The following is a 12,306-nucleotide window of genomic DNA, read 5'->3' as shown; positions in this document are numbered from 1 at the left end:
GCATCTGCCCGCAAGTTGGCGTCGCAAAGCAGGGGTAGGGAGTGTTCCTCGTGGGCAGGGGTGCCCACGAGGGGCGTGAAGAAACAGGGCCGTGACCGTGCCTCCGCTATTAGTGCGGAGGCGGTAAGTCGGGTTCGCGAGAGAACCTCGGTCGTGCGGGGGCACGAGGCGAGGTGCAGTGGAAGGGAATGGCGGGGGTTGCTACAGTCCGACGGCTTCATGCCGGGTCCGCGGGATGCGCTGCGGGGCCGGTCGGGGGAGGGAGTCCGTTCATGAGCATTAGTCGTGCGCCGCGCAGGGACCGGGTCGAGACGGACGCGAACGCGATCCACATCCGCTGGATGATCCGGCGGGACATGCCCGACGTGATGGGGATCGAGCTGTCGAGTTTCGAGTACGCCTGGACCGAGGACGATTTCCTCCGGTGCCTGCGCCAGCGGAACTGCATCGGAATGGTCGCCGAGCGCGGCGACACGATCATCGGGTTCATGATTTATGAGTTGCACCGCGCGCGCCTGCAACTGTTGAACTTCGCCGTGGCCCCGGCGGTTCGCCGGAGCGGGGTGGGCGGGCTGCTCATCGGCAAACTGATCTACAAGTTGTGCAGCCACCGCCGGCAGAAGCTCACGCTCGCGGTGCGCGAAGGAAACACGGCCGCGCAACTGTTCTTCCGGTCGCACCGGTTCAAGGCGGCTCGCGTCCTCCGGAACTACTACGAGGACAGCGGCGAAGACGCCTACCTGATGGAATACAAGCCGGCGGAAGAGGAATGGGCCGAGTTCGGCGGCGAACCGGTGAACCGCGTCGCGATGTTTGAAGAGAGCTGAGAGCGACGAGCTAGCGGTCGGGCGGAGCGCATCCGCCCGACCCGTGTTTCCGGCGAACGCGACTGACCTACGCGACTAACGTGAAAGGACGCCCCGATGACGACGGAACGCAAACAGTGGTGGCGCAAGGTTGCGGCGATCGCGGTCGGCGGGAGCGTCGTTGCGGGCGGGCTGATCGGCGTTCGGGCGCGTGCCGGGTCGCAAGAACCGTCCGCGCCAGTGATCGAAGACGCGGCTTGGTCGCGTTCAGCGGCTCCCGCAGCGCCGGCGGTCGCGGAAGTGGACCGACGCGACACGCCCCCCGCATCCAGCGAGGGTGTTGTTCCGGCCGGGGCCGCGCTCCCGATCCCCACACCCACGACTCCCAGCCCGGTTGTGCCCGCCGTTCCGACCGTGCCTGCCATTCCCGCTCCGCCCGCACCATTTCCGCCGAACCTCGAACCGGTCGGGGCTGGTCCGCGTGCGCCCGAAGCTGGTGCGGGAGCGGACAAGAACCTGCTGCCTCCCGTTCCGTCACTTCCGCCAATTGATTTGCCGAAACTCCCCAGCGCGCCGACGCTGCCAGATGCGAAGCTGACGATTCCGGCCCCGCCCGCGGACCTGATGCCACCGGCCCCGGTTGTGCCGCCCGCTTCCGTCTTGCCAGTGCCGAAGCCGAGCGGCCCGAGCGCGCCGCCAGCGCTTCCTCCATTCCCGGGTGAAAAAGACAAAGCCGAGCCGCAAAAGTCGCTAATGGTTCCAACACCGCCCGCGCCGGTAGTGCCGGTCCTTCCCTCACCTGCGGGGATTGCGCCGTCGTTACCACCGGTACAAAATACCGAACCGTCGCAGCCGATGTTACCGGGCAAACCGGATTCTGGCTTGAACCCGGCTATTCCAGGGAATACGCTCAATCCAACGCCGATTGCGCCAGCGGTACCCGCAGGGTTCCCGCCCACCAGTCCGGGCGGGCGCGACGTGCCGGCGCTGCCGACCAATCAGTCGAAGCCGCCGGAATTGTCGTTCGGTTCGACTGATAAGTCCGTGTACCCGGCCCCGGCGGGCAACCCACTGAATTCGACACCACGAGACACCGCCATGCTCAACTTCAAACAGACGGCCGCCCTCGCGGTCCTTAGCGGGGCGATGCTTACCGCGGAGCAGGCCCGGGCCGCTCCGCCCGTCGTGCCGGTGATCCCGACGGTCCCCGTCAAAGCTGAAGAAACCGAGACAGAAAAACTCAAAAAAGATCTGACTGCGGCGACCAAAAGAATCGCGGAACTCGAAACGAAAGTGGAGAAACTTACCGAACTGCTGACCGGTAAGAAAGATAGTGTCGGCATCACGCTTCCGAGTGATCCCGGTGCGGTTGAGGACATCAAGCGGTTGAGGAACCGCATTGCGGAACTCGACAACGAACTCAAATCGCTGAAGACGCAAACCGCGTTGAAGCCGGCGATCGTCCCCGAAGCGAAGCCGCGGGGCATCGTGAAGGTGGTGAACGAGTACCCGGTTGAGATCTCGATGGTCATCAACGAGAAGTCGCACCGGATCGCACCGAACACGAAGATCGATGTCGAAGTGCCGGCCGGAGAGTTCACCTACCAACTCCTTCAGTCCGGCGCCGCGGCCACGCGGAGCGTCATCAAGGACAAGGAAACCGTTACGCTGCGAATCAAGTAACCCCGAGAAGCGCGGGCACGATACTCAGAACGGAAGACGATTGTCTTCCGTTCTTGGTTTTCAGTTCCGCACTCCGCATCCCGCGCGAGACATGATCGTTACCATCGACGGCCCGTCCGGGGTCGGGAAGAGCACTGTTACGAAAGAACTCGCGGCCCGCTTGGGGTTCGAGTACTTGAATACGGGCGCGATGTACCGCGCTGTCGCGCTCGCGGTCCTGCGGTTGGGCATTCGCCCCAGCGAAGAGACTGCGGTCACGGCCGCGTTGCCAGAGGTTCGCGTCGAAGTTCCACCGGGCTCTATCCTGTTGAACGGCGAGAACGTGACGACGGCGATTCGTGCGCCGGAGGTGTCGCGTGGCGCAAGTGAGGTGGCCGTTCACCGGGCGGTGCGCCTGATGCTCGTGGCCGCTCAGCGCGCGGCCGCGACCGGGCACGACATGATCTGCGACGGGCGCGATCAGGGTTCGTTCGTGTTCCCGACCGCCGATTGCAAGTTCTTTTTGGTCGCTGATGCGCGCGTGCGCGCCGAACGCCGCGCAGCCGAACTCGCGGCCAAGGGCGACGTGGTGAGCGTCGAAGACGTGATGCGCGATCAGGAAGAACGCGACCGGCGCGACGCCCTCCGCGAACTCGCTCCGATGGCTCCTGCTCCCGACGCGATGGTCCTCGATACCACGCGCCTCACCACGAACGAAGTCATTAACCGCTTAGAGAACGTCGTCCGCGACCTCCGCACATGTCCGCGGCGCTGACCGCCAGAACAGAAAGCACTTCGGATATGGCAGACCGCCCGAATTTCGTCGGCCGCATGTGGTACGACACCGTCTTCTGGTCCTCGTTTACCTTCTTCACGTTCGGGTTCAGCATCCGGCGCAGCGGGTGGAAGAACATGCCGCTCCGCGGGCCGGTGCTGGTGCTCGCGAACCACCAGTCGATGTTCGACCCGGTGATGGTGGGGCTGTCGTCGCGGCGCTACCTCTCGTACCTCGCGCGCAAGAACCTATTCGAGCAGCGCGGACTGGCTCCCATTATCCGCAGCCTGAACGCGATCCCGATCGATCGGAGCATGGGGAAGGACGGCATCCAGGCGGTGTTGGACGCGCTGGGGCAGGGGCAGGCGGTGCTCGTGTTCCCGGAGGGCGAGCGCACGCAGGACGGCTCTGTGGAGCCGCTTAAGGCCGGTGTGTCGCTGCTCATCAAGCGCGTGAACTGCCCGATCGTGCCGGTCGGCATCGCGGGGGCGTTCGCGGCGTGGTCGCGGCACATGAAGGTGCCGAAGCTGTCTCCGCTCATGCTGCCGCCGGAAGCGAGTACGATCGCGATTTCGGTGGGCGAACCCATCGACCCCCTGCGCTACCAGAACATGAAACGCGATGCGATGCTCGATGACCTGCACCGCGCGCTAGTTGCTCAGCATGCGGACGCCGAGCGCTTGCGCCGGAAGTGATTTTCAACTTCCGCGGCTGAGTCATTCTCCGATGACCTTCGCTCCACCGCGAATTGCGCCCTTCTCGATAGTGATCGGCGGGTCGCTCTCGGCGGCCTTTTTGTAGGTCAGCGTCGCGTTGTCTTCGGCGGCGGTCACCTTCAGTAACCCATCCGTTGTCAGCGTCGCAACTAACCGCGAGTTCCCGAGCATTTTCCCTGCGATTTCCAGGCGCTTTGCGGTGACGACCGTGGTTGAGCGATCCGTCAAGCGCCCGGATGACTCCAGAACAATCACCTCGCCCCCAGGCGCGACGATGGTGATTTTCGAGGAGCCACCGACGTAACCGCCGATAGTCACTTTTCCGTTCGGTGCGTTGAGTTGCACGACCGCTTCGCCGTTTAGATCGCCCGAAATGACGATCTCCTCGGCCACCAAGCCCGTGGCATCGATCGAGGCTTTCCCGTTCACCGAACCGATCTTGAGCACACGCAATTTCCCCGTGAGGGTGACCCGGTCACCGGTAGCGAGGTCGGGAAGGGTGGCCGTGTCGTCGGGGTTGTCGAAGTCGCGCTTCGGCGCGATCTTGGGGTCGATCTTCATCACAGCGCCGGTCGGCCGCTGAGTTTCTTTTTTCGGCTCCACGACCGCGGTACGTTCTTGCGCGTTCTTGTCGTCGACCGTGCTGGACGGGTCGGCGGGGTTGGGGGCGCCCCGCTCGCTTCTCGGCGCGTTGTTGGTTAGCGATGATGGAGTAAACGGGAGAATGTGCTTCGCGACCGCACTTTCTTGTTCCGGTGTTACGGGCGGGCGTTCCGGTGGGAGGTTTCGCGGGGGAATTTCGGGCCGTTTGAAGTAAGCGTAAGTCCCGATCGCGAGGACACCCACCGCAATCGACAGTATCAGGACCGGGAACGGGCGGCTCTCTTGGCGTTGCTGCTCGTTGAGAACGACCGGTCCTTCGAGCGGGAATCCGCACGCCGGGCATTGGCCCGTGTCCAGTGCAGTTTCGGGCATCCCCTGTCGGCACTTCGGGCAGGTCAGAGTGGTCATGGCCGATGCTCGCTCCGCGGAAGCTGGGCTGCCCCGATCATACATCCGGGAACTGGAGCGGCGAGCGCCGATTGTGCGTTTGTTACTTCTTCTTGAGCCGCGCGAGTGCGGCTTTGGCCTCGTCGCCCGGGCGCCCGCTCGTGGTCGCGATTTCACTGAGTACCGTTTGCGCCTTGGGAGTGCCGATCGCTTCGAGTGCTTGCACAGCACGGTAGAGACGAATCGAATCGCCGACGAAGCCGTGTGCGGGTGTGCTCAACCCCTTTTCTTCCATCTTGCTTAAAAGCGCCTGAGCGCGGTCGCGCAGGTCGGTGTTCTTTGATTTCGACGCGGCGGTGAGTGTGGGTATCGCGCGCGTGCCGAGGTCGAACAACTGTTTCGACGCGACTTCGCGGACGGCAAGGGTTTCGGACGCGAGATCATCGACCCAACTCTGAATTTTCTGCTGCGTCGTGAGCAGATCCTTTGCACTCCGGGCAATGGTCTCGGTGCCGGCTTCACCCGCTGCCGCGAGGAGCTTCGTTGCAGGGTACCCCACGGCCGCATCGGGCGATTCCAGGCTGATCCACGCGGTGCGTAACTCATCGGCGGTTGGTGCGGGTTTCGTACTGCGGAACGTCAGATCCCAGACCGTTACGGCTTCTTCCGCGCCCGCGGACGCGACGCGCGTTCCGTCCGGGAAGACGGCGAGCCGCGAGATTCCGCCGTACCCGGTGGTGTAGCTTCGGACCAGCCCCTGCGTGGCCAGCTCCCACACTTCCACGCGGCCGGCCGTTCCGCTGGAACCAAACATCAGCAGCTTGCTGTCGGGGCTGAAGGCCACGTGGTGCGCGTAGCCGTCTTCGCTGTAGCGGTCCGCCTTGAAGACCTCGGACCCGTCCGCCGTGTTGAACACCGGAACCTGGGCCTGCGATGCTGCAGCGATTAGCTTTCCGTCCGGGCTGAATGCGAGCGCGGCGCGCTGCCCCCGCCCGATCCGGACGATCCACAGTTCCTTGGGCTTTTTGTCGCTTTCGGTCAGGCTCCAGAGTCGAACGAACCCGTCGCGCCCGATTTGTGCGAGCTTCTCGCCGGACGGGTCGAACGCCAGTGCCATGATCGACGTTGTGGTGGGTGGGAGTTCCACTCGTGTATTGCCCGTCGCGCTCGCAATCACCACTTTACCGCCATCGACGGTCCAGGCGACGCGCTTGCCATCTGGTGAAATAGCAACGACTTTCGCTCCCGCGCTTCCCTCGAACGTGACGGCCGGCTTGGAGGGTAGCCCTTTGAGCGGGTCGAAGTCGGTGAACGCGACGACCGCGTCGGGGGTGGCGATCGCGAGCGTGCTGCCATTCACTGCTGCCGAAACAGCGCGCCCGGGAAGGGTTCCGACGACTTTGGCCTTATCCGCGCCGACGGGCCACAGGTACGCGGTCTCCGTGGTGAGCAGGAACAGTGATTTGCCGTCGGCGCACCCGAGCATGAGCGCCGGGTCGGGGAAGCTGTCGTCTTCTGCGTGCAGTTGCTTGCCCGTGGTCAGATCCCACAAGCGCACACGCAGCCCGCCGTTCCCTGTGGCAACGAGTTTCGTCCCGTCCGGAGATACCGCGAACTCGCCGAACGCCCCGCTGATGCGCCCGGCCCACTCGTTGGTTTTGAGGTTGTACACCCCCGCGTCGCTGCCGTTGCCGACCGCGAGCACGTCCCCACTGATCCACGCACGCGGAAGGTTCGCGCCGGCGATTTCGGTGAGCGGCTTGGGATTGTTCTCCGCGAAAATCCGCACCGTATCCACACCCGCGGGGGTACGCGAGCCGATCGCGATGCGCTTTCCATCCGGGCTGTACGCGACGCCGGAGATGTTCCCGAGATCCTTGAGGGAGAACACCGGTTTCCCACCGGTGATGAGGTGAACTGTCAGAGTGCCCTTCGCACTGGCCACCGCGACCGCCTTGCCGTCGGGCCGGAAATCGAAGTAGTCGGCGGGAGTCAGTTCCAGTTTCGGGAGGTTGCCTTCTACCTCCGTGACGACCGCGTTGCCGGTGGGTTCGGACGTGATGACCATCGAGCCATCGGTACTGAACCCGAACCGGTGTGGGTTGGGGAACGGCACGGAATCGATTTCGCGGAGCGTCTTCGCGTCGAGTAACCGGATCACGGTTTCGGAGCTGTGGTGAACCGCGAGCTTAGTCCCACCGTGGACGTACCGGAGCGTTTCCACGCTCATGGCCGGGCGCTGGACGATACCGACCTGATCGCCGGTCGCGACCGACCACGCGCGAACGGTGCCGTCCTCGCCTCCCGTAACGAACGTCTTGCCGTCCGGTGCGAATGCGACACACGTGGGGCGCTCGGCGTGGCGCAGCCGCGTCTTTCCGAGCCGCGCGATCACGCCTTCGGCCAGCCCGTTCGATCCCTTCGCGGGTTGTTTGGGTGATAGCTTCGGGGGCGGGGCAGGGGCGGGTGGGTCTTTTTGCCCGAACGCGAGGCCGGCTGCGCCGCACGACAACACTCCCGCTAAGATCCACGACCCGGGACGGGCAGCCATTGGCGGAACCTCAATGAAGGAGCCGGTTCGAGGCGTCTCACATTAGAAAGTAGACGCCGGACCCGCTCAACACTCACGGAAATTCTCGCCTCGAAATGGTCTTCCTGAAATCATTCCATCGCGTCACGAAAACGGCTCGTGAAGCCATTGACTTCACGAGCCGTGTGTTGCGGATCGGGAGCTTACCAGCGGTCGCGTTCAACTTCGATCCGGGCGTCGCGGCCCTGGCGTTCCAGCATCCGCACGACCCGCTGGGCGTCGTCGCGGTCGCGGTAGGTGCCGTAGGTCTTCCAGAACCCGCGGTACCGGACTTGCACCTCGAACCGCACCCCGTGGCGATCGCGATCGAAGGTGGCAGGCGCCGCGGCTTCGGCAGTCGAGGAGCCGGCGGTCAGGCCGGTCAGCGTCCCGGTGGCAATCACAGCAGACAGGATGAGCTTGCGGATCATGGTCGTTCTCCTTTGTCGCGGGCCGGGTTCTGTTCGGCCCTCGTGTGAGTAGAACGGATGGGTTCGGTGGCGTTGCGCGGGCCGGACGCGCCTCTCATCCGGGACTCACCCGCGATTCCGCGCCTGCATCGAACCTCGCGTGCCGCACGTGTGTCTGTGGACTCTCTGTTGAAAGGCCGGGGCCACCCGGTGGTAGTCCTTGCGCCGTAACGAATTCGGACTTCGCCGATTGGGGAATGAAATGGGATCGGAACCTCCGTCTCGCATCAAGTTGTTCTTTGCTTTCGCCGCGATCTACATCCTGTGGGGCTCGACCTACCTCGCAATTCGGATCGCGATCGACACCATTCCTCCCTTCCTGATGGCCGGTTCTCGACTCTTCACCGCGGGCGCGATTCTCTACGCACTTGGAGTGCGAGCGGGGCATCCGCGACCCACTCGTTTGCACTGGCGCAACGCGGCCCTCGCCGCGATCCCGTTGTTCGTGTTCGGCAACGGCGGTGTGACGTGGGCCGAGCAAGCGGTTCCGTCCGGCGCCGCGTCGCTCGTGATCGCGACTCTGCCCGTATGGTTACTGTTACTCGATTGGGGGTACGGCGGGCGGTCCGTGCCGCGCCTCGTGGAGTTGCTCGGACTCGGGATCGGACTCAGTGGCGTCGCAGTTCTATCTGCGCCGGGGGGCATCAATCCCATCGGTATCGGCGTGCTCCTGTTCGCAGCGATCGCATGGGCCGTGGGTTCGCTGCTGAATCGATACTCCGAACTTCCCCCGTCGCCGGTTCGTGTCGCGGGGATGCAGATGCTGATCGGCGGGTTGGTCATGGTGGTGCTCGGGCTAGCGCTCGGTGAGACTCAGCGCCTGAATTTGGCTGCCATATCCGTGAAATCGATGGCCGCATGGGTGTACCTCGCAGTTGCGGCCCTGGTTGCGATCCCAGCATACACATGGCTCCTGACCGTCACGTCGCCCGCGCTGGTCGGTACGTATGCGTTCGTGAATCCGGTGGTCGCGGTGTTCCTCGGTTGGGGTGCCGCGCTACTCGGTTGGGTTGTGGCCGACGAGATCGTGAGCGAACGAACCGGCATTGCGGCGGGGTTGGTTGTGCTCGGGGTGATGCTGCTCGTGTGGCCGCGGAAGAAGCCCGAAGCTGCGCAACAAGAACGCTCGACCGAGCCGACCGAAGTCGCGGCTGTTGGTGCTGGGGAGTAACTTCGGTTTTGTGGAACAGGCCGCTGACCTGTGGAGACGTCTCCACAGGTCAGCGGCCTGTTCCACAAGCAAATCCTCTCAGCGCACGAGCACTTCTCACAGAACACATCTGCGTTCTGACCGGTTCAACCCGTTGTTGCCCAACACGTTTTTTGAAACGCGACCTACGGTGATTGACCGGGTTCCGCGCGCTAGTTATATTTCCATTCGGTTATACAACTCGGAGGTTATGCACCAATGGCGACCGCCCGGCTCGACGCCACATTTGCGGCGCTGGCCGACCCGACCCGGCGCGCGATCTTGGCTCGTCTCGCACAAGGAGAGGCCACGGTCACGGAACTGGTCGCGCCCTTCAAATTGAGCCAGCCCGCGATCTCCAAGCACCTGAAAGTGTTGGAGAAAGCGGGACTGATCTCACGGGGGCGCGACGCCCAGAAGCGCCCGTGCCGGATCGCGCCCGAACCGCTGGCCGAGGCCAACGAGTGGCTGGAGAACTACCGCGCGCTGTGGGAGGCGAACTTCGAGCGCCTCGACGACCTGTTGGAAGAGTTGAAGTCCGCGAAGAAACCCAAGAAAGACTGATGGAGTGCGACCATGAAGAACAAGTTGAGTGTTACCACGTCCGGTGAGCGCGAGATCGTGATTACTCGCACGTTCAACGCACCGCGCGAGCTGGTGTGGGAGACGATGTCGAAGCCCGAGCTGCTCAAGCGCTGGCTGTTCGGGCCGCCCGGCTGGGAGATGACAGTATGCGAGGAAGATCCGCGCGTGGGAGGGAAGTTCCGCTGGGCGTGGAGCGGACCGGACGGCGCCGGGATGACGATGAGCGGCGTGTACCGCGAGATCGTTCCGCCCGAGCGGAGCGTGCGCACCGAGTGTTTCGAGACGGGGTGCATTCCGCAAATGGGCGAACAGCTCACGACGCTCGTACTTGCGGACCGAGGGGAGCAAACGCTCCTGACGATCACCGTCCTGTACCCGTCGAAGGAGGCCCGCGACGGGGCACTGGCGTCCGGCATGGAGCACGGCATGGCCGCGGGTTACGACCGGCTGGACGAGTACCTCATGGGTGTCGCAGTATAGGTGTAGTGGTTCTGTGAACCCCGCCCGCAAGGGCGGGGGTATGTGGTGTGGGTTACGCTGCTCGGCGCAATTGTGGCTCTTCTTGCTGGAGCCCCAGTACCTTGCGGTACACGCCGTGCGTGATCCGGGCGCAAGCTTCCCACGAAAATCCGGCCGCGTGCTCGATCCCGCGCCGGCGATAGTACGCCAGGAACTCGCGGTCCGCGGCGATGCGGGCCAGCGCGTCGCGCCAGCCATCGAGGTTGTTCGGGTCGATCGTGAGGGCGTTCGTTCCGACCACCTCGCGCACCGCGTCGGCGGTCGATGTCACGGCCGCGGTGCCACACGCCATTGCCTCGACCGGTGGCATCCCGAATCCTTCGTAGAAGCTCGGGTAGAGCAGGGCTTCCGCACCTGCATAGAGTGCGGGCAAGTCTTCATCGGGCACGTAACCTAGGTGGATCGCGCCGAGGGACTTGGCTTCGGAATCGAATATCGCGCGCTCGGTTTCCGTCTTCCAGCCCCACCCACCGGCCAGCACGAGCGGGCACGCTTCACGTGCTCGCGCGGGTAATGCGCAGAACGCGCGGAGGAGCGTCCCGATGTTCTTGCGCGGCTCGATCGTGCCGACGTACAGCGTGTAGCGCGCCGGGAGGTTGTGCTTCGCGCGGAGTGCGGCGATGGCACTCGGTGCTTGAGGTCGGAATTGCGGGCCGACGCCGCAGAGCATCGCGGTCACGCGGTCCGGCGCGAGCCCGAGGTGCTGTTGAGCTTCGGTGCGCACGGCCTCGGTGCCGACGATGATGTGGTCCGCGAGTTCGATCCCGCGCGCGAACGCAGCCTCGTGTGCTTTCACGCGCTCGGGCGGGTGCCACTGCGGGTACAGCAGCACCGAGAGGTCGAACACTGTGACGACGAGCGGCAACCCGGTCCGGAACGGAACGAAGTTCGGTTCGTGATACAGGTCGAACTTTCCGGTGCGTGCAACCGCCTGGAAGTGGGCCGCGAACCCGATCTTCGCGACCGCGCCGACGGTTTTCTTCGCCAGACTTTTGAGCGGGTTCGCGGACTTGCTCGCGGGCGCGCCGGACTTGTTCGCGGGCTTGAAGAACCGGCGCGCGAAATCCGCGGCGCGGGCGCCGGGGTACATCCAGAACGTGTCGCGCGGGAACGTGGAGACGAGCGCCGCGTGCAGGTTCGCCGCGGCGTGCGCGATCCCGGTCTTCGGCTTGAGGGTCGTGACCCCGTTGAACAGCACGCGCACGCGGAGCCCTCTGGGTTACGCCGCCTTTAACGCTTCGGGTAGCTGACCGGAAGCCGCGGCCGCCGCCGCGATGTACTGCTCTACGACAATTCCCGGCGCGCCCTCGGCACGAACGCGGCCGTGTTCCATCCAGATGACGTGGGTGCACATGTCCAGAATCGCGTTCAGGTCGTGGGCGACGATGACCATGAGCCGCGAGGATTTCATTAGCTCCTTCATCCGGGCCTTGGCCTTGTTCTGGAACGCGAGGTCGCCGACCGCGAGCACCTCGTCGATCAGGAGCACCTCGGGGTCGATCGCGGTGGCGATCGAGAACGCGAGGCGCATCTGCATGCCGGCCGAGTAGTTCCGCACCGCGATGTTGAGGAAGTCGCCGAGTTCCGAGAACTCCGCGATCGCGTCCAGTTTCCCGCGGATGCTGCTCGGCGTCTCGCCCTGCAGGTACGCGCGGTACATGATGTTGTCCCAGCCCGTCGCCTCGAACTCGAAGCCGAGCGTAATGTCGAACAGCGAGCAGATCTTTCCCTCGACGTCGCGCGTGCCGTTCGTCGGGGGGTAGATGCCCGCGAGCGTCTTCAGCAGCGTACTCTTACCGGCCCCGTTGTGGCCGATGATGCCGATGCGGTCGCCGTCGCGCGCGGACAGGTTGATCCCCTGCAGCGCGTGGACCCGGAGCGGCGGGTTCATCGAACGCAAGAACAGCCCGCTCACGAGGTACTCTTTGAAGCTCACGCGCTTCTGCTGGTGCGCGTTGAACGTGACCGACACGTCCTGAAGTTCGATCTTCGCCATGAAAGCGCGTCTCGGGAAGTTGGGAATAT

Annotated in this window: 12 protein-coding genes; 7 read left to right on the top strand and 5 right to left on the bottom strand. The window is 64.4% G+C overall.

Annotated elements, in window-relative coordinates:
- Positions 1 to 272: 272 nt before the first annotated feature.
- The 4 genes from rimI (at position 273) to VT84_RS18985 (ending at position 3,938) form a co-directional block, all read left to right on the top strand.
- Entirely contained in the window at positions 273 to 827 is a 555-nt protein-coding gene (rimI, locus tag VT84_RS19000; protein WP_052554514.1) for a ribosomal protein S18-alanine N-acetyltransferase, read from the top strand.
- A gap of 96 nt (positions 828 to 923) precedes the next feature.
- The gene (locus VT84_RS18995; protein ID WP_052554512.1) at positions 924 to 2,489 is read left to right on the top strand and encodes a hypothetical protein; all 1,566 of its coding nucleotides are present in this window, start codon (positions 924 to 926) and stop codon (positions 2,487 to 2,489) included.
- A 91-nt stretch (positions 2,490 to 2,580) separates the two neighbouring features.
- A complete protein-coding gene (gene cmk, locus VT84_RS18990) occupies positions 2,581 to 3,243 on the top strand; it encodes a (d)CMP kinase (RefSeq protein ID WP_162271770.1) in 663 nt (220 codons plus the stop codon).
- Between the two features lie 26 nt (positions 3,244 to 3,269).
- On the top strand, positions 3,270 to 3,938 hold the full coding sequence (locus VT84_RS18985; protein ID WP_052554510.1) for a lysophospholipid acyltransferase family protein: 669 nt from the start codon (positions 3,270 to 3,272) through the stop codon (positions 3,936 to 3,938).
- 21 nt (positions 3,939 to 3,959) lie between these two features.
- On the opposite strand, the gene VT84_RS18980 is transcribed toward VT84_RS18985, so the two are convergent.
- The 3 genes from VT84_RS18980 to VT84_RS18970 all read right to left on the bottom strand — a co-directional run bounded on the left by VT84_RS18980 (position 3,960) and on the right by VT84_RS18970 (position 7,949).
- The gene (locus VT84_RS18980) at positions 3,960 to 4,970 is read right to left on the bottom strand and encodes a hypothetical protein (protein ID WP_157469624.1); all 1,011 of its coding nucleotides are present in this window, start codon (positions 4,968 to 4,970) and stop codon (positions 3,960 to 3,962) included.
- An 82-nt stretch (positions 4,971 to 5,052) separates the two neighbouring features.
- The gene (locus VT84_RS18975) at positions 5,053 to 7,500 is read right to left on the bottom strand and encodes a WD40 repeat domain-containing protein (protein ID WP_082840618.1); all 2,448 of its coding nucleotides are present in this window, start codon (positions 7,498 to 7,500) and stop codon (positions 5,053 to 5,055) included.
- Between the two features lie 182 nt (positions 7,501 to 7,682).
- On the bottom strand, positions 7,683 to 7,949 hold the full coding sequence (locus VT84_RS18970; protein WP_052554500.1) for an SPOR domain-containing protein: 267 nt from the start codon (positions 7,947 to 7,949) through the stop codon (positions 7,683 to 7,685).
- A 241-nt stretch (positions 7,950 to 8,190) separates the two neighbouring features.
- On the opposite strand from VT84_RS18970, the gene VT84_RS18965 reads away from it, so the two are divergent.
- From VT84_RS18965 to VT84_RS18955, 3 genes are all read left to right on the top strand, one after another.
- The gene (locus VT84_RS18965; protein WP_082840617.1) at positions 8,191 to 9,159 is read left to right on the top strand and encodes an EamA family transporter; all 969 of its coding nucleotides are present in this window, start codon (positions 8,191 to 8,193) and stop codon (positions 9,157 to 9,159) included.
- 237 nt (positions 9,160 to 9,396) lie between these two features.
- A complete protein-coding gene (locus tag VT84_RS18960; protein ID WP_052554498.1) occupies positions 9,397 to 9,741 on the top strand; it encodes an ArsR/SmtB family transcription factor in 345 nt (114 codons plus the stop codon).
- A 12-nt stretch (positions 9,742 to 9,753) separates the two neighbouring features.
- Positions 9,754 to 10,242, top strand: coding sequence for an SRPBCC family protein (locus tag VT84_RS18955; RefSeq protein ID WP_052554497.1), 489 nt, complete (start codon positions 9,754 to 9,756; stop codon positions 10,240 to 10,242).
- Positions 10,243 to 10,294: 52 nt separating this feature from the next.
- Here the strand turns inward: VT84_RS18955 and VT84_RS18950 are convergent, their stop codons facing one another.
- Positions 10,295 to 11,485, bottom strand: coding sequence for a glycosyltransferase family 4 protein (locus VT84_RS18950; RefSeq protein WP_052554495.1), 1,191 nt, complete (start codon positions 11,483 to 11,485; stop codon positions 10,295 to 10,297).
- A gap of 15 nt (positions 11,486 to 11,500) precedes the next feature.
- Positions 11,501 to 12,277 (bottom strand): ABC transporter ATP-binding protein, encoded by a 777-nt coding sequence (locus tag VT84_RS18945; RefSeq protein WP_052554493.1) that lies wholly within the window; start codon positions 12,275 to 12,277, stop codon positions 11,501 to 11,503.
- Positions 12,278 to 12,306: the final 29 nt, after the last annotated feature.

Source organism: Gemmata sp. SH-PL17 (assembly GCF_001610855.1).
GTDB classification, from domain to species: Bacteria; Planctomycetota; Planctomycetia; order Gemmatales; family Gemmataceae; genus Gemmata; species Gemmata massiliana.
Note: the sequence above shows the minus strand (reverse complement) of the source record. Positions and strands in the feature narration are given on the sequence as shown.

What these genes read in the sequence shown, in the direction of transcription:
- VT84_RS18945 (WP_052554493.1), bottom strand. Translation starts at nt 12,277, where the DNA reads ATGGCGAAGATCGAACTTCAGGACGTGTCGGTCACGTTCAACGCGCAC.
- VT84_RS18995 (WP_052554512.1), top strand. Translation starts at nt 924, where the DNA reads ATGACGACGGAACGCAAACAGTGGTGGCGCAAGGTTGCGGCGATCGCG.
- VT84_RS18955 (WP_052554497.1), top strand. Translation starts at nt 9,754, where the DNA reads ATGAAGAACAAGTTGAGTGTTACCACGTCCGGTGAGCGCGAGATCGTG.
- VT84_RS18960 (WP_052554498.1), top strand. Translation starts at nt 9,397, where the DNA reads ATGGCGACCGCCCGGCTCGACGCCACATTTGCGGCGCTGGCCGACCCG.
- VT84_RS18985 (WP_052554510.1), top strand. Translation starts at nt 3,270, where the DNA reads ATGGCAGACCGCCCGAATTTCGTCGGCCGCATGTGGTACGACACCGTC.
- VT84_RS18975 (WP_082840618.1), bottom strand. Translation starts at nt 7,500, where the DNA reads ATGGCTGCCCGTCCCGGGTCGTGGATCTTAGCGGGAGTGTTGTCGTGC.
- VT84_RS18980 (WP_157469624.1), bottom strand. Translation starts at nt 4,970, where the DNA reads ATGACCACTCTGACCTGCCCGAAGTGCCGACAGGGGATGCCCGAAACT.
- VT84_RS18965 (WP_082840617.1), top strand. Translation starts at nt 8,191, where the DNA reads ATGGGATCGGAACCTCCGTCTCGCATCAAGTTGTTCTTTGCTTTCGCC.
- rimI (WP_052554514.1), top strand. Translation starts at nt 273, where the DNA reads ATGAGCATTAGTCGTGCGCCGCGCAGGGACCGGGTCGAGACGGACGCG.
- cmk (WP_162271770.1), top strand. Translation starts at nt 2,581, where the DNA reads ATGATCGTTACCATCGACGGCCCGTCCGGGGTCGGGAAGAGCACTGTT.
- VT84_RS18970 (WP_052554500.1), bottom strand. Translation starts at nt 7,949, where the DNA reads ATGATCCGCAAGCTCATCCTGTCTGCTGTGATTGCCACCGGGACGCTG.